The sequence below is a fragment of the Variovorax boronicumulans genome (genome assembly GCF_030812215.1).
GTDB classification, from domain to species: domain Bacteria; phylum Pseudomonadota; class Gammaproteobacteria; order Burkholderiales; family Burkholderiaceae_C; genus Variovorax; species Variovorax boronicumulans_C.
This window is the reverse complement of sequence record NZ_JAUSSG010000002.1, coordinates 123,657-142,825: the sequence shown is the minus strand read 5'-3', so window position 1 is coordinate 142,825 and position 19,169 is coordinate 123,657. Positions and strand designations below refer to the sequence as shown.

General features: G+C 67.2%; 22 protein-coding genes. 11 read left to right on the top strand and 11 right to left on the bottom strand.

The features are described from left to right. Window positions 1-3 precede the first annotated feature (3 nt). Together J2W23_RS06850 and rlmB are read left to right on the top strand one after the other, a co-directional pair. Window positions 4-984 (top strand): hypothetical protein, encoded by a 981-nt coding sequence (locus J2W23_RS06850; protein WP_307648169.1) that lies wholly within the window; start codon window positions 4-6, stop codon window positions 982-984. A gap of 34 nt (window positions 985-1,018) precedes the next feature. Then, window positions 1,019-1,765 (top strand): 23S rRNA (guanosine(2251)-2'-O)-methyltransferase RlmB, encoded by a 747-nt coding sequence (gene rlmB / locus J2W23_RS06845; RefSeq protein WP_176656801.1) that lies wholly within the window; start codon window positions 1,019-1,021, stop codon window positions 1,763-1,765. 7 nt (window positions 1,766-1,772) lie between these two features. On the opposite strand, the gene J2W23_RS06840 is transcribed toward rlmB, so the two are convergent. The 3 genes from J2W23_RS06840 to J2W23_RS06830 all read right to left on the bottom strand — a co-directional run bounded on the left by J2W23_RS06840 (window position 1,773) and on the right by J2W23_RS06830 (window position 3,974). Beyond that, window positions 1,773-2,972 (bottom strand): NAD(P)/FAD-dependent oxidoreductase, encoded by a 1,200-nt coding sequence (locus J2W23_RS06840; protein WP_307648168.1) that lies wholly within the window; start codon window positions 2,970-2,972, stop codon window positions 1,773-1,775. Window positions 2,973-3,102: 130 nt separating this feature from the next. Continuing rightward, window positions 3,103-3,273, bottom strand: a complete 171-nt coding sequence (locus tag J2W23_RS06835) for a hypothetical protein (protein ID WP_176656803.1) — start codon at window positions 3,271-3,273, stop codon at window positions 3,103-3,105. 101 nt (window positions 3,274-3,374) lie between these two features. Continuing rightward, the gene (locus J2W23_RS06830; RefSeq protein WP_307648167.1) at window positions 3,375-3,974 is read right to left on the bottom strand and encodes a helix-turn-helix domain-containing protein; all 600 of its coding nucleotides are present in this window, start codon (window positions 3,972-3,974) and stop codon (window positions 3,375-3,377) included. A gap of 42 nt (window positions 3,975-4,016) precedes the next feature. On the opposite strand from J2W23_RS06830, the gene J2W23_RS06825 reads away from it, so the two are divergent. Beyond that, the gene (locus J2W23_RS06825) at window positions 4,017-4,538 is read left to right on the top strand and encodes a GNAT family N-acetyltransferase (RefSeq protein WP_176656805.1); all 522 of its coding nucleotides are present in this window, start codon (window positions 4,017-4,019) and stop codon (window positions 4,536-4,538) included. Here the strand turns inward: J2W23_RS06825 and J2W23_RS06820 are convergent. Genes J2W23_RS06820 through J2W23_RS06805 form a run of 4 tightly spaced genes read right to left on the bottom strand, consistent with a single transcriptional unit; the run spans window position 4,535 to window position 7,286 of the window. After that, entirely contained in the window at window positions 4,535-5,017 is a 483-nt protein-coding gene (locus J2W23_RS06820; protein WP_307648166.1) for a DUF3237 domain-containing protein, read from the bottom strand. The genes J2W23_RS06825 and J2W23_RS06820 overlap by 4 nt on opposite strands. A gap of 13 nt (window positions 5,018-5,030) precedes the next feature. Further along, complete coding sequence (locus J2W23_RS06815) at window positions 5,031-5,999, bottom strand: aldo/keto reductase (RefSeq protein WP_307648165.1); 969 nt, start codon at window positions 5,997-5,999, stop codon at window positions 5,031-5,033. A gap of 38 nt (window positions 6,000-6,037) precedes the next feature. Then, window positions 6,038-6,637 (bottom strand): chromate transporter, encoded by a 600-nt coding sequence (locus J2W23_RS06810; RefSeq protein ID WP_176656808.1) that lies wholly within the window; start codon window positions 6,635-6,637, stop codon window positions 6,038-6,040. A 58-nt stretch (window positions 6,638-6,695) separates the two neighbouring features. After that, window positions 6,696-7,286, bottom strand: a complete 591-nt coding sequence (locus tag J2W23_RS06805) for a chromate transporter (protein ID WP_307648164.1) — start codon at window positions 7,284-7,286, stop codon at window positions 6,696-6,698. Window positions 7,287-7,369: 83 nt separating this feature from the next. Between J2W23_RS06805 and J2W23_RS06800 the strand changes: the two genes are divergently transcribed. After that, complete coding sequence (locus J2W23_RS06800; RefSeq protein WP_176656810.1) at window positions 7,370-8,293, top strand: YihY/virulence factor BrkB family protein; 924 nt, start codon at window positions 7,370-7,372, stop codon at window positions 8,291-8,293. 20 nt (window positions 8,294-8,313) lie between these two features. Here the strand turns inward: J2W23_RS06800 and J2W23_RS06795 are convergent, their stop codons facing one another. Continuing rightward, window positions 8,314-8,865 carry a DUF924 family protein gene (locus J2W23_RS06795; RefSeq protein ID WP_176656811.1) on the bottom strand — a complete coding sequence of 184 codons (552 nt, stop codon included), beginning with the start codon at window positions 8,863-8,865 and terminating at the stop codon, window positions 8,314-8,316. Window positions 8,866-8,980: 115 nt separating this feature from the next. Between J2W23_RS06795 and J2W23_RS06790 the strand changes: the two genes are divergently transcribed. The 4 genes from J2W23_RS06790 (at window position 8,981) to J2W23_RS06775 (ending at window position 12,392) form a co-directional block, all read left to right on the top strand. Continuing rightward, window positions 8,981-9,430, top strand: coding sequence for a CHRD domain-containing protein (locus tag J2W23_RS06790; RefSeq protein WP_176656812.1), 450 nt, complete (start codon window positions 8,981-8,983; stop codon window positions 9,428-9,430). A gap of 75 nt (window positions 9,431-9,505) precedes the next feature. After that, on the top strand, window positions 9,506-10,714 hold the full coding sequence (locus J2W23_RS06785) for a patatin-like phospholipase family protein (RefSeq protein WP_307648163.1): 1,209 nt from the start codon (window positions 9,506-9,508) through the stop codon (window positions 10,712-10,714). Between the two features lie 87 nt (window positions 10,715-10,801). Further along, entirely contained in the window at window positions 10,802-11,551 is a 750-nt protein-coding gene (locus tag J2W23_RS06780; protein ID WP_176656814.1) for an acetoacetate decarboxylase, read from the top strand. Between the two features lie 58 nt (window positions 11,552-11,609). Continuing rightward, the gene (locus tag J2W23_RS06775) at window positions 11,610-12,392 is read left to right on the top strand and encodes a 3-hydroxybutyrate dehydrogenase (RefSeq protein ID WP_176656815.1); all 783 of its coding nucleotides are present in this window, start codon (window positions 11,610-11,612) and stop codon (window positions 12,390-12,392) included. A 3-nt stretch (window positions 12,393-12,395) separates the two neighbouring features. Here J2W23_RS06775 and J2W23_RS06770 read toward each other — a convergent pair whose 3' ends face one another. Beyond that, on the bottom strand, window positions 12,396-13,346 hold the full coding sequence (locus tag J2W23_RS06770) for a bifunctional helix-turn-helix transcriptional regulator/GNAT family N-acetyltransferase (protein WP_307648498.1): 951 nt from the start codon (window positions 13,344-13,346) through the stop codon (window positions 12,396-12,398). Between the two features lie 161 nt (window positions 13,347-13,507). On the opposite strand from J2W23_RS06770, the gene J2W23_RS06765 reads away from it, so the two are divergent. Beyond that, the gene (locus tag J2W23_RS06765) at window positions 13,508-15,895 is read left to right on the top strand and encodes a YgiQ family radical SAM protein (protein WP_176656817.1); all 2,388 of its coding nucleotides are present in this window, start codon (window positions 13,508-13,510) and stop codon (window positions 15,893-15,895) included. 27 nt (window positions 15,896-15,922) lie between these two features. Here J2W23_RS06765 and J2W23_RS06760 read toward each other — a convergent pair whose 3' ends face one another. Together J2W23_RS06760 and J2W23_RS06755 are read right to left on the bottom strand one after the other, a co-directional pair. Beyond that, entirely contained in the window at window positions 15,923-16,303 is a 381-nt protein-coding gene (locus tag J2W23_RS06760; protein WP_176656818.1) for a tautomerase family protein, read from the bottom strand. Window positions 16,304-16,357: 54 nt separating this feature from the next. Beyond that, complete coding sequence (locus tag J2W23_RS06755) at window positions 16,358-17,029, bottom strand: cold shock and DUF1294 domain-containing protein (protein WP_307648162.1); 672 nt, start codon at window positions 17,027-17,029, stop codon at window positions 16,358-16,360. A gap of 270 nt (window positions 17,030-17,299) precedes the next feature. Between J2W23_RS06755 and J2W23_RS06750 the strand changes: the two genes are divergently transcribed. Beyond that, the gene (locus J2W23_RS06750; protein WP_307648161.1) at window positions 17,300-18,226 is read left to right on the top strand and encodes a DMT family transporter; all 927 of its coding nucleotides are present in this window, start codon (window positions 17,300-17,302) and stop codon (window positions 18,224-18,226) included. A gap of 37 nt (window positions 18,227-18,263) precedes the next feature. Beyond that, window positions 18,264-19,166 (top strand): hypothetical protein, encoded by a 903-nt coding sequence (locus J2W23_RS06745; RefSeq protein WP_307648160.1) that lies wholly within the window; start codon window positions 18,264-18,266, stop codon window positions 19,164-19,166. Window positions 19,167-19,169 lie beyond the last annotated feature (3 nt).

Sequence of the window (19,169 nt, the reverse complement as noted above, 5' to 3'; positions counted from 1 at the left end):
GCGATGATCGTTCCCCAGTTCTGGGCCGAAGGCCGCATCCAGGAGCGCGTAGACGGCAAGCAGATCACCGTGCGGCGCTACGGCTGGTCAGACGACAGCCCGCTGGCCGCGCAGGCGCATGCCGACCAGCGCACCCGCGAGGCCTTCGACCGCATCGTGAGCGGCGAAAAACTCGAGCGCCGCGAGCGCAAGCTGGCCTACAACGGCGCCGACGGCGTGCCGATCCGCGAGGAAATCGTCGAGCGGCAGGGCGAGAGCGTCGTCACCCGCAACGGCTACGGCGCGCGCTGCCTCAACACGCCCGACGTGATGTTCGTCGACATCGATTTCGACGAGCCCCTGCGCACCAGCGTGTTCGGCTTTGCCTTGGTGCCGGCACTCATCGCGGGAATCGTTGGCGGATGGACGGCCAAGACCTGGGTGGGCGGGTTGATCGCCGCCATCGTGGTCTTCATCGTTGCCTATCGCATCGGGCTGGCCAAGAAGCGCGGGGAGGCCAGCACGAACCCCGCGCCCGAGAAGCGCGCGGCCGAGCGCATCGGGCGCTTCATGCACCAGCATCCTGACTGGCACCTGCGGGTGTACCGCACGCCCGCGGGCTTCCGCCTGCTGGCGATGCACGATGTCTTCAGCCCCGCCGACATGACGGTGGCCGACTGCTTCCAGGCGCTGGGCGTGGACAAGGTCTACGCGCGCATGTGCCGCAACCAGAACTGCTTTCGCGCCCGCCTGAGCGCCAAGCCCTGGCGCATCGGCATCGCCGAGCACATACGGCCGCAGCCGGGCGTCTGGCCGGTGTCGCCCGACAAGCTGCCGGTGCGCGAGGCCTGGATCGCGCAGTACGAAAAGGCCGCCGAAGGCCATGCCGCCTGCCAGTACCTGGAGAGCGTGGGCAACACCGGGCGGGTGCATCCGAACGCGCAGGTGGTGCAGGAACTGCACGATGAGCGCACCCGGGCGCTCAGCGGCCTGCCGATCGCCTGAGGGGGCGATCCCTGGGGGTAGGGATAATCGAGGGATGTCTTCCCCCAAAGTGATCTTCGGCTTCCATGCCGTGGGCGTGCGAATCAAGACCGCGCCGAAATCGGTGCTCGAGGTTCTGTTCGACGCCAGCCGGCGCGATGCGCGCATGAAACAGTTCATCGCGCGCGCGCAAGAAGCCGGTGTGCGGCTGGTCGAGGCCGACAGCCTGCGCATCGCCAAGCTTGCCGGCAGCCACGGCCACCAGGGCGTGGCGGCGCGGGTCGAACCCACGGCGCAAATCCATTCGCTCGACGAACTGCTCGAAGGTCTCGAAGAGGCCGGCACCGTGCCCCTCTTGCTGGTGCTCGACGGCGTGACCGATCCGCACAACCTGGGCGCGTGCCTTCGCGTGGCAGACGGCGCCGGCGCCCATGCGGTGATCGCACCCAAGGATCACGCGGCCGGCATCAACGCCACCGTGGCCAAGGTGGCGAGCGGCGCGGCCGAGACGGTGCCTTATTTCATGGTGACCAACCTCGCGCGCACGCTCAACGAACTCAAGGAACGCAACATCTGGTGCGTGGGCACCAGTGACGACGCACCGGGCACGATCTACCAGAGCGACCTGAAGCGTCCCCTGGCGCTGGTGCTGGGCGCCGAAGGCGAGGGCATGCGCCAACTGACCCGCAAGACCTGCGACGAGCTCGTGAGCATCCCGATGGCCGGCGCGGTCGAGAGCCTGAACGTCTCGGTGGCCAGCGGTGTGTGCCTCTACGAGGCGATGCGCCAGCGCAGCGCCTGATCTCCCGCTAGCGCGTCCTCGGCAGCGGCCCGCCCTTGCGGTGGAAATAGACGAGCTCCGCCATGCGCCGCATCTGCGGCGTGCCCAGCAGGTGGTTGAACATCCAGTCGCTCTGGAAGTGGTCGAAGGCCCAGCGCAGCGAACGCTTGAGAAGGAAACGCGGGTAGCTGCGCACGAACCACGTCGCCGGGTCGCCCATCTCGCCGCGCACGAAGCGCGCCACCGCCTCGCCCGCGCGTTCGCCGTGCTGCAGCGCGGTGTGGATGCCGCCGGCCGTGACCGGCGACACCATGCCGGCCGCGTCGCCCACCAGCAGTGCCCGTTCGCGCGCCACGACCGGGAGCACGCCGCCGCAGGGAATCATTCCGGCGCGCACGGCCACGGGGGGCGCATCGCCCGGCGACACCACCGATTCGATCTTCTTGAGCAGCGGGGCGAGCCGCAGCGCGTTCGCATCGTGGCGGCCCAGGCGGCGGGCCAGGCCGATCTGGCTCACGCCCACGCCGTCGAGTGCCCAGCCGATGTAGCCAGGGGCGAGTTGACGGTCGATGAAGCAGTGAAGGAGGTCGGGCGCCATGCGGGCGCCCTGGTATTCATGCTCGACGCCATAGAGAAAGCGCGTGTTGCGCGAGAGGCCCAGCGCCTTGGCGACGCGCGAATGCGGGCCGTCGGCGCCCACGAGGTAGGTGGCGGTGATGCAGGGGCCGTGCGTTACGGGGACTTCCCAGCGGTCGTTCATCCACAGCGCCTGCTCGAAGAGCGTGCCGAGCCGCACATCGACGCCGCAGGCCCGGGCGGAGCCGACCATCCAATCGAGCAGCGCGGGCGCATCGGTGGCCCAGAACCAGTAGCCGGGCGCGTGCAGGTCGACGTGCCGCATGTTCGGCGCATAAAGCCGCACGCCTTCGATGCGCCGGACCAGCGTGGGTGGCACTTCGGCCAGCCAGGGGACGCTGTCGACTGCGTCCTTCACGATGATCCCGGTGGTGTGGAGCTTGGCGCCGGCACTGGTCTTCTTCTCCAGCACCATCACGCTGAGCCCGGCGAGCGCCGCGGCGCGGGCACAGGCGAGGCCCGCGAAGCTCGCCCCGACGACGAGCAGGTCCACCTTGACGTTGGCGGGGCCGCCGCTCGTGGCGGCCGGCACCGGGCAGGGCGCCGTGGATGAAGTGGAGAGCGGGGAGAAGAAGCAGGAAGAGGAGTGCATGGGCAGCTGACTTGGCAATGCGCACCACGGTTTGTGGTGCGTGTGCGAAGTTAGCTACGCCATGTGCGGGGGGTGTGCAGGCGGTGTGCGTGCGGCGTGAAGGCTGTGTGAACCCCGCAGCCGCAGCGCGTCAGGATGGATCCTTGCTGCGCGTGCGGCCCACCGCACTGAAGATGCCGATGCCCAGCAGGATCAGCGCACCGATGCCGATATAGAGGGTGGGAACGCCTGCCACCGACGCACCCCAGGCGATACCGCCCAGGAAGATCAGGAACCCGATCATGTAAAGCGCAAAAGACATCATGGTCCTCCGAAACTGAGATGCCTCGGTGTATCCGGCCAGGCTCCCGGTCCGCACCGGCCTGCGCCGCCTCTGCGTGTGGGAGCCTGCCTACCGATTGCCTAGGCCGCGCAGGCCACCAGCAGGTAGCGGCAGGCCGTTCGTCCCAGTGCCTTGAAGACCAGCGGGCGGTCCACGCCGAAATCGAGGCAATCGCCGGGTGCCAGCTCGAAGCGCTCATCGCCGTAGTCCACCCGCAGCGCGCCTTCGAGCATCCACAGGCATTGGCGGTAAGGCTTGCCGCTCCACCGTGGATAGCCGACCTGCGCCGAACGCGGCAGCTCGACCTCGACCAGTTCCACCCCGCTGCCTGTCGTGCCGCGCTCGGCGACCTGGCGGCGCAGATAACCCGCCTCGGGGTCGCGCCAGACTTCCTGCATGGCCTTCGTGCGAAGCCGCTGCGGGCCTTCTTTTTCCTTTTCCTCGGTAAGCAGTTGCGCCAGCGACACACCAAGGCCCGCCGCCAGCCGGCCCAGCAGCACGGCGGTCGGGCTGCTCTGTGCCCGCTCCACCTTCGAGATCATGGCCTTGCTGACACCCGACAGCTCGGCCAGCTCGGCTAGGCTGAGCCCCTTGGCCTGGCGCAACGCCAGCAGCCGCGTTGCGATGAGGGCGTCGATGTGGCCGGGGGATTCGCCTGGAGGAGGTGATTCGTTTCTCATATGAGATTATTATTCTCCTATATTGAACGACAGAGAAGCACCATGCGCCTCATTCCCTGCACCGAGGAAGCCCACGCCGCCGCCATCCTGGCGATCCTCAACGACGCCATCGTCACCTCCACCGCGCTGTACGACTACAAGCCGCGAACGCCCGAGAACATGGTCGCGTGGTTCGCCACCAAGCGGGCCAACGGCTTTCCGGTGATCGGTGCGGAGGACGAGAACGGCAAGCTGCTGGGCTTCGCGAGCTACGGCACCTTCCGCGCCTTTCCGGCCTACAAGTACACGGTCGAGCACTCGGTGTACGTCGAAGCCGGGCATCGCGGCGCGGGGCTTGGACGCACGCTCATGGAGGCGATCATTGCGGAGGCGATCGCGCGGGACGTGCACGTGATGGTCGGCGCCATCGACGCCGCGAATGCGGGCAGCATCGGCCTGCACGAGCGGCTGGGGTTCGAGCACTCGGGCACGGTGCGGCAGGCGGGTTTCAAGTTCGGCCGCTGGCTCGACGTGGCGTTCTACCAGCGGATTCTTGCGACGCCGCTGAATCCGGTCGATGGCTAGTCGAGCGCAAAAAAGCGCATCACCACTTCGGCCGGGTGCCTGACCCCGGCGCCGACGAACATGCGTTCGTTGATCCAGCGCAGCGCGGGCGAGGCCGTCTCGAAGCGTGGGTTGCAGCGGAAGTAGACCTCTGCCGGATCGACCGGCTCGCCACGCAGCAGCTTGGCCATCACCTCCGGCGCGGCCGAGCGCACCGCGTGGTTCTGCACATAGATCAGGTCGCCCGCGTCGGTCTCCAGGCCATAGCGCGCATCGAGTTCGGAGAGCGTATCGTTCACGATCAGCTGGAAGTCGCTGCCACCGGGCAGCACGCGTGCGCGCCAGCCGTGGCCCGACGCCTCGCCGCCCGTGATGGGCACGACGCGCCGCAGCCCGCGCGCGCTCTGTCCCAGCACCTGTGGCACGCCGACCTGCACCCGCAGGTCGGCGAAGTGGTCGAGCGTCGGCGCGGCGATCGAATCGAAGACGTTGCTGCTCATCGTTGACAGCGGGTCAGGCGGCTGCCGTCTCTGCGCTCGCGCGGTCGAGCATCTCGATGGTGCCCGCGTCGAGCTTCAACTGCGTGGCGACCACCAGCTCTTCGAGCTGGGCGATCGAGGTGGCGCTGGCGATGGGCGCCGTCACGCCCGGCCGCGCGATCTGCCATGCGATGGCGACCTGGCCCGGCTTGGCGTTGTACTGCTGCGCCACCTTGTCGAGCGCATCGAGGATGCGCAGGCCCCGCGCGTTGAGGTACTTCTTCGTGGTGTTGGCGCCGCGCGCGCTCTTGGTGGCATCGGCTTCGGTGCGGTACTTGCCGGTCAGGAAGCCGGCCGCGAGCGCGTAGAAGTTGATCACGCCCACTTCGCGCTTGATGCACAGCGGCTCCAGTTCGTCTTCGAACACCGCGCGGTCGTACAGGTTGTAGAGCGGCTGCAGGCTCTCGTAGCGCGCGATGCCCAGGCGCTCCGACACGTCCAGCGCCTCGGCCAGCCGCGGCGCGGTGTAGTTGGACGCACCGATGGCGCGCACCTTGCCTTCCTTGATGAGCGCATCGAAGGCGCCGAGCGATTCTTCGAGCGGCGTGCCGGCGTCGTCGTCGTGCGACTGGTAGAGGTCGATGTAGTCCGTCTGCAGGCGCTTGAGCGAAGCTTCCACCGCCTCGCGGATGTACTTGGGCGCGAGGCCCACCTTGCCTTCGCCCATCGGCTTGCCGACCTTGGTGGCCAGCACCACGCGGTTGCGCTTGCCGCTTTGCTTGAGCCACTTGCCGATGATGGCTTCCGACTCGCCGCCCGTGTGGCCCGGCACCCAGGCGGAGTAGACGTCGGCGGTGTCCACGAAGTTGAAGCCCGCATCCAGCCAGGCATCGAGCAGCTTGAACGAGGCGGCCTCGTCGACTGTCCAGCCGAACACGTTGCCACCGAAGGCGAGCGGTGAAACCAGGAGGCCGGAGCGGCCGAGCGGGCGAAGTTGCGACATGACGAAGTTTCCTGAGGAAGAAAAACGAAAGGGAAGGATCAGACGAAGCCCACGGCGCCGAGCAATGCGCCCGCGCCGAGCAGCCAGAGAAGGTGGACGCGCGTGCGCCAGACGATAAGCGCGGCCACGCCGGTCAAGAGCCACAGGTGCCAGGCAGGCGCGTTGCCGGCATGGTTACCCGCGGCCAGCACCCAGCCGGTGGCGATCAGCAGGCCCACCACCACCGGCGCCATGCCCTGCTTGAAGGCGCGCACTTCGCGGCGGGTGCGGTTGCGATGGCCCCAGCGGGTGGCGAAGTAGGTGAGGGTGGTGCTCGGCACCATGATGCCGACCATGGTCACCATCAGGCCGAAGAGACCGAGGAGCCACGCCGTCGGCCCCGCGCCGATGCCGCCGCCCGCATTGAGCCCGACGTTCCAGCCCATCAGCGCGACGAACAGCACGTTGGGCCCGGGCGCCGCCTGTGCGATGGCGACCGACGAGCTGAACTGCGCATCAGTGAGCCAGCCGTGCTGTGCGACGAGGTAGCGGTGCATGTCGGGCACCGTGGTGATGGCGCCGCTGATCGACAGCAGCGAGAGCAGCAGGTACTGGCCGAAGAGGGCGAGCCAGTCGTGCCATTGCATGACGATGGTCATTCGAAAACCTCCGCCTTCGGCTGCGGTGCGAGCTTGCCTGGGGCGGTCCGGCTCACGCTCATGGGGCGATCCTTTTCCAGGTCCAGACGCACGCCACGCCGCCGACCACCAGCAGCACCCAGCCGAGCGGCACCTTGAACACCGCGATCGCCGCGAACACCAGCGCCGTGAACGCGAGACAAACCGGAAAGCCCAGCGGGTGCTTGCGCAGTTGCGGAAGCAGCTTGATGCCCGTGGCGGCGATCAGCCCGCCCGACACCGCCCCCATGCCCCGCAGCGCCGCCGCCACCTGCGGATTGCCGGCGTAGTGCGCATAGAGCACGGCCAGCGCGAGGATCACGACGAGCGGAATGGTCAGCATGCCGGCCACCGCCGCCATGGCGCCGCGCAGGCCGAAGTAGCGGTCGCCGATCATCAGGGCGAGGTTGATCACGTTGGGACCGGGCATCACCTGGGCCACGGCCCAGTCTTCGAGAAACTGCTCGGGGGTGAGCCACTTCTTCTTCTCGACCATCTCGCGCTGGACGATGGCGAGGACGCCGCCGAAGCCCTGCAGCGCGAGCCAGGTGAATGAAACGAAAAGGTCGCGCGGCGACCGCGGCTGTGGCGTGTCTTGCGGCGTTGCCGCATCGGAGAGGGGCGGTTGCATGTGGATGCGATTATCGTAGGCAGGCCTGCAAACTGCCGGGCATCGCGCCGACATGACCCCGGCCGATTCAACAGGGACACTCCATGCTCATGCAAATCCGCGCGCTCCTCGATCTCTGCAAACGGGCCTTCGCATCGTGGTCGAACGACTACGCCCCCAGCATGGGCGCGGCGCTCGCGTACTACACGGTGTTTTCCATCGCGCCGCTGCTCCTGATCGTGATCGCGGTGGCGGGCCTGGTCTTCGGCCAGGAGGCCGCGCGCGGCGAGATCTTCGCGCAGCTCTCGGGCCTCATGGGCACGCAGGGCGCGGCGGCGGTGCAGGGCATGCTGCAGGCGGTCAACAAGCCGACCGAGGGCATCGTGGCCACTGTGATCGGCATCGGCCTGCTGGTGGTCGGCGCGACCACCGTGTTCGGCGAGTTGCAGGACGCGCTCGACCGCATCTGGCGCGCGCCGGCCCGCACCAAGAGCTCGGGCATCTTCAACCTGCTGCGGGTGCGGCTCCTGTCGTTCAGCATGATCATGGGCATCGGCTTCCTGCTCATGGTGTCGCTGGTGGCCAGCGCGGCGCTGGCGGCGCTGGGCAAGTGGTGGTCGCCGGTGTTCGGCGCGTGGGAGAGCCTGGCGCAGGTGGTGAACTTCGTCTTCAGCTTCGCGATGGTGACGGTGATCTTCGCGATGATCTACAAGATCATGCCGCGCGCGAAGGTGCAGTGGCGCGACGTATGGGTGGGTGCGGCGGTCACCGCGCTGCTCTTCACGGTGGGCAAGCACCTGATTGGCCTCTACATCGGCAAGAGCAGCGTGGCCTCGGGCTACGGCGCCGCGGGCTCGCTGGTGGTGGTGCTGGTGTGGGTGTACTACTCGGCGCAGATCTTCCTTCTGGGCGCCGAGTTCACCTGGGTCTATGCGCGCACCTACGGCTCGATGAAGGACAAGGCGGGCCTGCCCGATGCGAACCCGTCGCCGACGCGCGATGTGCCGCTGGCGCACAACGACACCTGAATCGACACCTGCGGCGAACGTCAGCCGGCGAAGCCGCCTTCGTCGAGAAACTTCTGCTCTTCCGCGGTGCTGCTGCGCCCCAGCATCCGGTTGCGGTGCGGAAAGCGGCCGAAGCGCGCCACGATGTCCCGGTGCAGCACGGCGTAGCGCTGCGTGTTGGCATCGAGCGCCGCGTTGAGTTCGACCGAGCGCTCCTGCTCGGCCAGCACCTCGGAGTGCATGAAGGGCAGGTAGAAGAACGCGCGCAGCGCGGTTTCGAACTGCAGGTCGAAGCCCGCGTCGATCGCCTTCTTCGCCACGGCCAGCGCGAGGCCGTCGGTGGCGAGCATGTGAGGGTTGTTGCGCCAGGCGTTGCGTGGCAGCTGGTCGAGCAACACCAGAAGGGCCAGCGAGCCCTCGGCCTCGTCGGCCCAGTGAGCAAGTTCGCCGCGGGCGGCGGCCTGGTGCGCATCCGAGAAGCGGGAGAGGAATTCGGCGTCGAATGCATCGCTCTTGGCGAACCAGCGCGATGGACCGGCTTCGCGCCAGAAATCGACCACTTCACGGGCGGCAGGGAGTGTTTGCGAGGTCATCGTTGCATTCTCTTTCACTCTGTGGCGGACCTGCAAAGACGGGGCGGTGGCCGACATGACGGGGCGCGGACGCTGCCTATGCTGGGGAGGCTTTCACAACCAGGAGATAAAGCTCATGACCAAATACGGCACCCTTTTGCGCGCAGCCCTCATCACCGGCGTGGCCAGTGCTGCCCTGGCCGGCTGCGGGATGATGTCCAAGTCGAATACCGCCAGCTTCAGCGGCGCCATGAACGCGGCCAGCGAAGTGCCGCCCAACATGACGCGCGGCAGCGGCCTGGCCGAAGCCTGGCTCAACCGGGACACCAACGTCCTCAAGTACAAGATCACCTACACCGGCCTGAGCGGCCCGGCCACCGCGGCGCACTTCCACGGCCCTGCCGCCGCGGGCGCGAATGCCGGCGTGGTGCTGCCGTTCGCCAATGCGGCGAGCCCGATCGAAGGCCAGGCCACGCTGACCCCCGCACAGGCGGCTGATCTCGTCGCGGGCAAGTGGTACGCGAACATCCACACCGCGGCCAACCCGGGCGGCGAGATCCGCGGCCAGATGCTGCCGAAGATGTGATCTTCTTCCGGTGAGGCCTTGGGGGCTTGGGTTTCGCGTCAGGTTACTGTCGCGGGGCTGGTGTCAAATGAACGCATGACGACGACCCCCAAGAAGAAACCCCGTGCGGCATCCTCCCAACCCCTCAATCCTTTCGCGTCACGCCGCGAAGACATGCGCCAGGCCCGCAAGGCCCTGGTGCTTCAGGGGGGCGGCGCACTCGGCGCCTACCAGGCGGGCGTGTATGCCGCGCTCAGCGAGACCGAGCTGCAGCCGCACTGGATCGCCGGCGTATCGATCGGCGCCATCAATGCGGCGCTGATCGCGGGCAATGCGCCCGAGCACCGGGTCGACAGGCTGCGCGAGTTCTGGCACCTCGTGTCGTCGGGTCCCTCGCAGCGCCTGCCGTCGTGGCTCGGCGACCGGGCCACGCAGAACCAGTACAGCGCGGTGATGGCTTCGCTGGTCGGCATTCCCGGATTCTTCGAGCCACGCTACTCGCCGGCCCTTTTGATGGGTGGCGCCGCGCCGCTCCTGAGCTACTACGACACCTCGCCGCTCAAGGCCACGCTCGAGCGCCTCATCGACTTCGACCGCATCAACGCCTGCGAGGCCCGCTTCAGCGTGGGCGCGGTCAATGTGCGCACCGGCAACTCGGTGTACTTCGACAACACGCGCCAGCGCATCGGCCCCGAGCACATCATGGCCAGCGGCGCGTTGCCGCCGGGCTTTGCGCCAGTGCACATCGATGGCGACGACTACTGGGACGGCGGCATCGTCTCGAACACGCCGCTGCAGTACGTGCTGGACATCCATCCGCGCAACGAACCCCTGGTGGTGCTGCAGGTCGACCTGTTCAATGCGCGCGGCGAGATGCCGCGCAACATGGCGGGTGTGATGGAGCGGCAGAAGGACATCACCTATTCGAGCCGCACCCGCATGAACACCGATGCGATGGCCGCGAACATGAACCTGCAGCAGGCCATTGCCGACCTGATCACCAAGCTGCCGGCGAACCTGCGCAAGGACCCGAGCGTGCTCGCGGTGCAGTCGCAGCTCACGCACGAGCCCATCGACATCTTTCATTTGATCTACCGCGACAAGCCCTACGAACTCGAGTCGAAAGACTACGAGTTCTCGCGCGCCGCGGTCGAGGAGCACTGGGAGTCGGGCGCGCGCGACATGCGCACGACGCTGGCCCATCCCGAGACCCTGCGTGCCGATGCCACCGTGAATGGCGTGACGACCTTCGACCTCGGCGAACACGGCTCGGGCCGGGTGAAACGGCCAGGCCTGTCGCGCTGAACGCTGAAGGAGCGATCAGGTTCGACTAAGAAACCAGCGCCAGACTGAGAGCCTGAGAGCCAGCCACTTCACCAGGAGGAAATGTTCGTGAACATTGAAGATGTACGGCGACAGGCATTCGCCATGCCGCTCACCAGCCCCGCCTTTCCGCCCGGACCGTACCGGTTCGTGCGCCGCGAATTTCTCATCGTCACTTATCGCACCGACATGGACGCATTGCGCGCCGTGGTGCCCGAGCCGCTCGAAGTGGTCGAGCCGCTGGTGAAGTACGAATTCATCCGCATGCCCGACTCCACCGGCTTCGGCGACTACACCGAGTCGGGCCAGGTGATTCCGGTGCAACTGCGCACCGCAAAGGGCCTGGAGCAGGGCGCGTACGTGCACGCGATGTACCTGAACGACCATCCGCCGATTGCCGGCGGCCGCGAGCTCTGGGGCTTTCCGAAGAAGCTTGCCTCGCCGGTGCTCGACTACGAGACCGATGTGATCGTTGGCACGCTCGACTACGGCAAGGTGCGCGTGGCCAAGGCCACGATGGGTTTCAAGCACCGCGCGCTCGACCCCGCGCCCATTCTTGCGGGCATCGCGCAGCCGAACTTCCTGCTCAAGATCATTCCGCATGTCGACGGCACGGCGCGCATCTGCGAGCTGGTGCGCTACCACATGGTCGACGTCACGCTGCACGGTGCGTGGACCGCGCCGGCTTCGCTCGAGCTGCACCCGCATGCGCTCGCGCCGGTGGCCGATCTGCCGGTGCTGAAGGTCGAATCGGCGGTGCACTACATCGCGGACATGACGCTCGCGCTGGGCACCGTCGAACACGACTATCTCGCCTGACGACCGCGCCCGTTTTTTGCTGTCTTCTTTCATCCTCAACCCTCAAGGAATATCCACCATGCAACTCAAGGACAAGGTCGCCTACATCACCGGCTCGGCCAGCGGCATCGGCAAGGAAATCGCCATCCTCTTCGCACAAGAGGGCGCCAAGATCATCATTGCCGACCTCAACAAGGAAGCGGCGGACGCCACTGCCGCGGAACTCAGGGCCACGGGCGCACAGGCCGTCGGCGTGGCGGTCGACGTGACCAACGAAGACCAGGTCAACGCCTCGGTCGAAGAGGGCGCGAAGGCCTTCGGCGGCATCGACATCCTCATCAGCAACGCCGGCATCCAGATCGTGCATCCGGTCGAGGAATTCAGCTTCGCCGACTGGAAGAAGATGCTCGCCATCCACCTGGACGGCGCATTCCTCACCACCAAGGCGTGCCTCAAGCACATGTACGCCCAGGGCCGCGGCGGCAGCGTGATCTACATGGGCTCGGTGCACTCCAAGGAAGCGTCGCTGCTGAAGGCGCCGTATGTCACGGCCAAGCACGGGCTCATCGGCCTGGCCAAGACAGTCGCCAAGGAAGGCGCCAAGCACGGCGTGCGCGCCAACGTGATCTGCCCGGGGTTCGTGCGCACGCCGCTCGTGGAAAAGCAGATTCCCGAGCAGGCCAAGACGCTGGGCATCAGCGAAGAGGAAGTCATCAAGAACGTGATGCTGAAGGAAACGGTCGATGGCGAATTCACCACCACCGAGGACGTGGCGCGCGTCGCGCTGCTGTTCGCGGGCTTTCCGACCAATGCGCTCACCGGCCAGTCGCTGGTGGTGAGCCACGGCTGGTTCATGCAGTAGGCGCTACAGCTTCATTTCCCACGTCTCGCCCACGAGCTGCTTCCCATAGCTCTCGTGTGGCTCCGATTTGGTGAGCTGGAAGCCTCGCTTGGCATAAATCGCGCGCGCGGCCACGAGGTCGCTGTTGGTCCACAGGACCATCTTCTTGTAGCCCTTGCGGCGCGCGAAGGCGATGCATTCGTCGACCAGCTTGCCGCCCAGGCCCAATCCGCGCGCGGCCGGCGACAGGATCAACAGGCGCAGTTGCGCCACGCTGGCCGACTTGCGCACCACGAAGATCGAACCCATGCGCTCGCCGTTGAGTTCGGCGATCCAGCAGCGCTCCCACTCGGGCTGGAACTTGAGCAGGAATTCCCCCGCGATCTGCGCCACCAGCGCTTCGAAGCTGCTGTCCCAGCCGTACTCGCGCGCGTAGATCTCGCCGTGCTGCTGCACAACCCAGCCGATGTCGCCGGGGGCCGGGTCGCGCAGGATCGCGGCCTGGGGTTTGGCGGGCGCGGCTGCGGGGTCGAGCAGCGACTGCATCGTGCCCATGGCCTGCACCAGCTGGTTTCGCTGGGCCGGGGCAAGCGGGGCGAGCAACGCCGCGGCTTCGTCGCGCGATTTCTGTTGCAGCGGCGCGAATGCGGCGTGGCCGGCCTCGGTCAGGTGCAGCACGCTCTGGCGGGCATCGCGGGTGTGGGGCTCGCGCGTGAGCCAGCCTTCGGATTCGAAGCGGCGCAGGATGCGGCTCATGTAGCCGGCATCGAGCCCGAGGTCGCGGCCGATCTCGCTGGCGACCGCCGTTTCGCGGTGCGCCAGCTCGTACAGAACGCGCACATCGGTCAGCGACATCTCGCTGCCGAGGTACGGATCGAGCGCGCCGATCTGGCGTGTGTAGAAGCGGTTGAACTGCCGGATGGCCTTGATGGCAGCGACGTCGGCGGTAGGTGAGGGCGAGGACATGGTTGCCATTGTCATTTAATTGATTGACTTTGGCAATCAATTAAGGACTCGCCGAGCCCTGGTCACTGGATGTTTGTCGCGACAGGCATGCTCGAAAACCCTAAAATCGCGGGTTGCCCACGACAGCACCGCAGCATCGCCACACTCAGGCTGTCCCTAACTTCCCACTGATGAACGCCCCCGTCGACGTCTCCTTTTTTGCGCGTGCCGCCAAGCCGCTGACCAGCTACCGCAAGTACTGGGCGGCCCGTTTCGGCACGGCCAAGTTCCTGCCGACTTCGCGCAAGGAGATGGAGGCGCTCGGCTGGGACAGCTGCGACATCATCGTGGTCACGGGCGATGCCTACGTCGACCACCCCAGCTTCGGCATGTCGGTGATCGGCCGCATGCTCGAGGGTCAGGGCTTCCGCGTGGGCATCATTGCCCAGCCCGACTGGCAGAGCGCCGAGCCCTTCAAGGTGCTGGGCAAACCGAACCTGTTCTTCGGCGTGACCGCCGGCAACATGGATTCGATGATCAACCGCTACACCGCGGACCGGAAGATCCGCAGCGACGACGCCTACACCCCCGGCGACATCGGCGGCTCGCGCCCCGACCGCGCGGCCATCGTGTATTCGCAGCGCTGCAAGGAAGCCTGGAACGACGTGCCGATCATCCTGGGCGGCATCGAAGGGTCGCTGCGCCGCATTGCGCACTACGACTACTGGTCGGACAAGGTGCGCCGCTCCATCGTCGTCGACGCCAAGTGCGACCTGCTGCTGTACGGCAACGCCGAGCGCGCCATCGTCGAGATCGCGCATCGCCTGGCGGCCAAGGAGCCGGTGCAGCAGATCACCGATGTGCGCGGCACCGCCTATGTGCGGCGCGAAACGCCCGAGGGCTGGTTCGAGATCAATTCCACCAGCGTCGACGAGCCAGGTCGCGTCGAGGCGCACGTCAACCCGTACCTCATGGTGTCGGACCAGGCCAAGGCGAATGGCGCCACCTGCGCGAAGGAAGACGAGGCGAAGGACGTGGCCAAGGCCGCGGAAGCCGCTGGTTCACCGGCGCTCCAATCGGTGGTGAACCCGGCCATCAAGCCGCTCAACTTCGTTCCCAATCCCGCACTGCAAAGCCGCGGCAAGATCAGCGTTCCGCCGCGTGACCGCTCGGTGATCCGCCTGCCTTCGTACGAGCAGGTGCGCAGCGATCCGGTGCTCTACGCCCACGCCAACCGCGTGCTGCACCTGGAAACCAACCCCGGCAACGCCCGCGCGCTCGTGCAGGCGCATGGCGAGGGCACCACGGCGCGCGATGTGTGGATCAACCCGCCGCCCATTCCGCTCACCACGGCGGAAATGGACTACGTGTTCGACCTGCCGTATGCGCGCAGCCCGCATCCGCGCTACGCCGACGAGAACGGCAGCCACGACGGCGCGACCAAGATCCCCGCGTGGGAAATGATCCGCTTCAGCGTGAACATCATGCGCGGCTGCTTCGGCGGCTGCACCTTCTGCTCGATCACCGAGCACGAGGGCCGCATCATCCAGAGCCGCTCCGAGGAATCGATCATCAAGGAGGTCGAGGCCATCCGCGATTCGGTCAGCGGCTTCACCGGCACCATCTCCGACCTGGGCGGCCCCACGGCCAACATGTATCGCCTGGGCTGCAAGAGCCCCGAGATCGAATCGGCGTGCCGCAAGCCCAGCTGCGTGTACCCCGGCATCTGCCCGAACCTGGGCACGAACCACGATCCGCTCATCAAGATCTACCGCCGCGCGCGTGCGCTGCGCGGCATCAAGAAGATCCTGATCGGCTCCGGCCTGCGCTACGACCTGGCCGTGCAGTCGCCCGAGTACGTGAAGGAGCTGGTGCAGCACCATGTCGGCGGTTATCTCAAGATCGCGCCCGAGCACACCGAGCAGGGCCCGCTCACCAAGATGATGAAGCCCGGCATCGGCAGCTACGACAAGTTCAAGCAGATGTTCGAGAAGTTCTCGGCCGAGGCGGGCAAGAAGCAGTACCTCATTCCGTACTTCATCGCCGCGCATCCGGGCACCAGCGACGAGGACATGATGAACCTCGCGATCTGGCTCAAGAAGAACGGTTTCCGCGCCGACCAGGTGCAGACCTTCTATCCGTCGCCCATGGCCACCGCGACGACGATGTACCACACCAACAAGAACCCGCTGCGCAAGATCACGCGCGAGAGCGAGACGGTGGACATCGTGCGCGGCGACAAGCGCCGCCGCCTGCACAAGGCGTTCCTGCGGTATCACGACGCCAACAACTGGCCGCTGCTGCGCGAAGCCTTGAAGAGCATGGGCCGGGCCGACCTGATCGGCAACGGCAAGCACCACCTCATCCCGACGTGGCAGCCGCTGACCGATGGCGGCTACACGAGCGCGCGCCGCAAGAACTCGACCTCCGCGCCCGTCGCCGCGAAGGCCTCGGCGCCGGTCAGGCTGGCACCGGTGAAGCCCTCCAAGGGCCGGATCCTCACGCAGCACACGGGCCTCCCGCCGCGGGACACCGGCAGCGGCAAGCCAGTCAGCAAGCCTTCGCGCAAGGTGCGCTGATCAAGGCGGGCGCGCGGCGGGCGACCGCTACGCGTACTGCATCTCGCCGTTCCCGAACGACCAGTTCTCCTTCATCACCTCGACGAGGTTGATGAACACGTCCTCGCGCCGGATGCCCAGCTTCTCGTGCAGGTCGTCGGCCACGCGCTTGTAGAAGGCCTTCTTCATCTCGATCGTGCGTCCCTGGTTCAGCGTGATCTGGATCAAGACGAAGCCCGCCGAATACGCGACGCCCAGGTAGCTCTGCGGATGCACCAGGTCCTCTGCGGCATGCCGCGTGATGACCTGGAACTTGTCGTCCTTCGGCACGTTGATGGTTTCGGTCATGGCCTGGTAGATCAGGTCGCCGATGGCGGGGCCGAGCGTTTCGGGCGAGGCATCGGACAGTTCGATTCGAACGAGTGGCATGGGCGCTTTCTCCTGGATTGGACCGTTTCAGTCTAGGACCGCACGCGACGGACGTCAGGCCGCGCCGTAAATATCCCGCAGCCAGAAAACCCAGCCCAGCAACGCCGCGCAGTGGAGGACGACGGTGGCGCGGTACACGAGCAGGAAGCTCTGCTTGCTCGACTTGTGGCGCAGCAGCCTTTGCGCGGCCCAGGCGCCCGGCCAGCCGCCCGCCAGCGCGAGCAGATGCAGGGTGCTTTCCTTCGTGCGCCAGCGGCCGGTCTGTGCGGCGTTCTTGTCGAAGGCGTAGGCGAAGAAGGCCAGCAGGCTGAGCCCCGGCACCACGCCAAGCACGAGCAATGGCAGGCGGCCGGACCAGACGGCTGTACCGAGGAGCACCCCGTACGCCAGAAGGAAAAGCAGACCCCATGAAGTCGAGGGTTCGGAAGTACTCGCGTGGCGCGGATTCACCCGCCTCGAGGCGGGGCGGCGATGGCTGTTGATGGGCGTGTGCTTCGGCGCGGACCGCGATGCACCGGCCGATGCCGCCTGCACCGCCACCGCGCGCGGCCCTTTGCCGCCGACATGGATTTCTTCGAAGCTCAGTTCCATGCCCACCTGCGGCTTCACTTGCCGGTCGCTGAAGTCGCGCAGGTGGACAAACACATCGGCCGATACCTCGGGGCTGCGGATGAAACCGAAGCCGCGGTCGGCCTCCCAACGGACGAGTCGGCCTTGGCGTTTCATGCGGCGTGACGAGCGGGAAGAGGGCACATGGCCGCGATTCTCTCTTGCCCTCGCCGGACCCGGCTTCTATCATCGCCCGCTCATGCACCTGCACCACTCTCCCCCCGCCATCGCCTGCATCTGACGCGCGCCTCGCGCCGCGCTCAGACCCGCAAGTGGTCGCCGTCGTCCGCCTCCTCTGAGGTCGGGTGACGGCCGGATGGTCATGCCCGCCCTCTACAGAAGCCGAGCGGCGGGCGTCATGGAGAGATTTCAACAATGAACAGAAGAATGTCTGCCGCCCTGGCCTGGGGCGGCGTGTTGCTGGCCGGCGCGTTGTGGGGCGGCGGCGCGCTGGTGGCGCAATTCCTCATCGATGGCGGCATCGCGCCGCAGAGCTTGTCTTTGGCGCGCTTCGCGCTCGGGGTGCCGCTGTTGTGGTGGCTGCATCGGAGGACGCAGCGCAGGGCGCAGTCCGCCAACGCACGCTGGCGCGACCTGACCCGGCGCGAGCAGTTCCAGGTCGTCGGCACCGGCGCCGCGATGGCGCTCAACGTGAGCTGCTGGTTCGCGGGCATCGCGCACCTGGGCGTCGCATTGCCGACGGTGATCTCGATCTGCTGCGCGCCGGTGATCGTCGCCTTGGTGTCGGTCGCCCGCGGCTACGAGCGCTTCGGCCTGCGCCTGTTCGGCGGTCTCGTGCTGGCGCTTGCGGGCGTCGCGCTGCTGGTGGTGCCGGTCCAGGGCTGGGGTCCGCTGCCAGCCGGACATGCCGCCGGTCTGGCCTGGTCGTTCGGCTCGGCCATCTGCTACGCGCTGGTGGTGCTCGGCAACGCGCGCATGCCGGTGCGCGTGCCGGCCGTCACCGCATCGGCCTGGGGCATGAGCGTGGCGGCGCTGTGCATGCTCGCGGTCGCATGGCCGAGCGGCATCACCTGGCCCGGCGGCACGGCCCAGTGGCTGGGCGCGAGCTACACCGGCGTGGTCACGACCTCAGTGGCCTACCTGGCCTTTGCGTGGGGCGCGCGGCGCCTGTCGCCGACGGCGGCGGTGGTTGGCACGCTGATCGAGCCGCTCGTGGCTGCGTTGCTGGCGGCGCTGCTGTTCGCCCAGCCGATGGCGCCCCGGCAGTGGCTGGGCGCCGTGCTGCTCGCGGTGGCCATGCTGCTGCTCATGCGGCGCGGTGCGAAGGCGGCACCCGAAACTGACACCGACTGAAACCAATAGTGGTCACTCCGTTGTATGGTGTGGCCCCATGAGCAGTTCGCCCCATCTGCCGGCATCGTGGACACGCACCCTGTGCGGCGCCGTCCTGTTCGCGGCTTCGTTGCAGCCCTGTGTCGCAGCGCCCGCCGAGTCCGCCGCGCCGGTCCAGGCGCTGCGCGACACCCACCAGCGCCTGAGCGACAAGCTCGGCCACAGCAGCTTCGGCCGCCCGGTGCAGCTGGATTCGAGCGAAACGCCCGGCGGGCTCGAGGGCGACGTCTACGCGGTGATCGACCATCCGCTGTCGGAGGTCACGGCCGCGTTCAAGGGGTCGGCGCACTGGTGCGAGTTGCTCACGCTGCACATCAACAACCGGCGCTGCAAGACCGGCACGGCGCAGGGGCGCGAAACGCTCACGCTCTACGTCGTGCGGCGATACGACAAGCCGATCGACCAGGCTTTCGAGCTGCCCTTCGTCTATCGCGTGGCCAACGCGACGCCCGAGCACCTGTCGGTCGAGCTCTCGGCCGCGAGCGGACCGTTCGGCACGAGCAACTACCGCGTCACGCTCGAGGCGATTGCGCTCGACGCACAGAAGAGCTTCGTGCATTTCAGCTACGGCTACGACCACAACCTGATGGTGCGCCTCGCCACCCAGGCCTATCTCGCCACCTTCGGCCGCGACAAGGTCGGCTTCACGGTGATGGGCAAGGCGCCCGACGGCAAGCCCGAATACATCCGGGGCCTGCGGGGGCTGGTGGAGCGCAATGCGATGCGCTACTTCCTCACGCTCGATGCGTATCTCTCGACCGATGCCAAGGATGCCGACGAGCGCCGTCAGCGCCACTGGTTCATGGCGGCCGAGCAGTACCCGCGGCAGCTGCATGAGGTGGACCTGGACACCTACCTCGCCCTCAAGCGCGAAGACCGGCAGCGCGACGCCGGGCGCTGAAAA

Bases quoted from the DNA above. Each gene is read 5' to 3' on its own strand.
- J2W23_RS06850 (WP_307648169.1), top strand. From the start codon at position 4: ATGATCGTTCCCCAGTTCTGGGCCGAAGGCCGCATCCAGGAGCGCGTA.
- rlmB (WP_176656801.1), top strand. From the start codon at position 1,019: ATGTCTTCCCCCAAAGTGATCTTCGGCTTCCATGCCGTGGGCGTGCGA.
- J2W23_RS06840 (WP_307648168.1), bottom strand. From the start codon at position 2,972: ATGCACTCCTCTTCCTGCTTCTTCTCCCCGCTCTCCACTTCATCCACG.
- J2W23_RS06835 (WP_176656803.1), bottom strand. From the start codon at position 3,273: ATGTCTTTTGCGCTTTACATGATCGGGTTCCTGATCTTCCTGGGCGGT.
- J2W23_RS06830 (WP_307648167.1), bottom strand. From the start codon at position 3,974: ATGAGAAACGAATCACCTCCTCCAGGCGAATCCCCCGGCCACATCGAC.
- J2W23_RS06825 (WP_176656805.1), top strand. From the start codon at position 4,017: ATGCGCCTCATTCCCTGCACCGAGGAAGCCCACGCCGCCGCCATCCTG.
- J2W23_RS06820 (WP_307648166.1), bottom strand. From the start codon at position 5,017: ATGAGCAGCAACGTCTTCGATTCGATCGCCGCGCCGACGCTCGACCAC.
- J2W23_RS06815 (WP_307648165.1), bottom strand. From the start codon at position 5,999: ATGTCGCAACTTCGCCCGCTCGGCCGCTCCGGCCTCCTGGTTTCACCG.
- J2W23_RS06810 (WP_176656808.1), bottom strand. From the start codon at position 6,637: ATGACCATCGTCATGCAATGGCACGACTGGCTCGCCCTCTTCGGCCAG.
- J2W23_RS06805 (WP_307648164.1), bottom strand. From the start codon at position 7,286: ATGCAACCGCCCCTCTCCGATGCGGCAACGCCGCAAGACACGCCACAG.
- J2W23_RS06800 (WP_176656810.1), top strand. From the start codon at position 7,370: ATGCTCATGCAAATCCGCGCGCTCCTCGATCTCTGCAAACGGGCCTTC.
- J2W23_RS06795 (WP_176656811.1), bottom strand. From the start codon at position 8,865: ATGACCTCGCAAACACTCCCTGCCGCCCGTGAAGTGGTCGATTTCTGG.
- J2W23_RS06790 (WP_176656812.1), top strand. From the start codon at position 8,981: ATGACCAAATACGGCACCCTTTTGCGCGCAGCCCTCATCACCGGCGTG.
- J2W23_RS06785 (WP_307648163.1), top strand. From the start codon at position 9,506: ATGACGACGACCCCCAAGAAGAAACCCCGTGCGGCATCCTCCCAACCC.
- J2W23_RS06775 (WP_176656815.1), top strand. From the start codon at position 11,610: ATGCAACTCAAGGACAAGGTCGCCTACATCACCGGCTCGGCCAGCGGC.
- J2W23_RS06770 (WP_307648498.1), bottom strand. From the start codon at position 13,346: ATGGCAACCATGTCCTCGCCCTCACCTACCGCCGACGTCGCTGCCATC.
- J2W23_RS06765 (WP_176656817.1), top strand. From the start codon at position 13,508: ATGAACGCCCCCGTCGACGTCTCCTTTTTTGCGCGTGCCGCCAAGCCG.
- J2W23_RS06760 (WP_176656818.1), bottom strand. From the start codon at position 16,303: ATGCCACTCGTTCGAATCGAACTGTCCGATGCCTCGCCCGAAACGCTC.
- J2W23_RS06755 (WP_307648162.1), bottom strand. From the start codon at position 17,029: ATGAAACGCCAAGGCCGACTCGTCCGTTGGGAGGCCGACCGCGGCTTC.
- J2W23_RS06750 (WP_307648161.1), top strand. From the start codon at position 17,300: ATGTCTGCCGCCCTGGCCTGGGGCGGCGTGTTGCTGGCCGGCGCGTTG.
- J2W23_RS06745 (WP_307648160.1), top strand. From the start codon at position 18,264: ATGAGCAGTTCGCCCCATCTGCCGGCATCGTGGACACGCACCCTGTGC.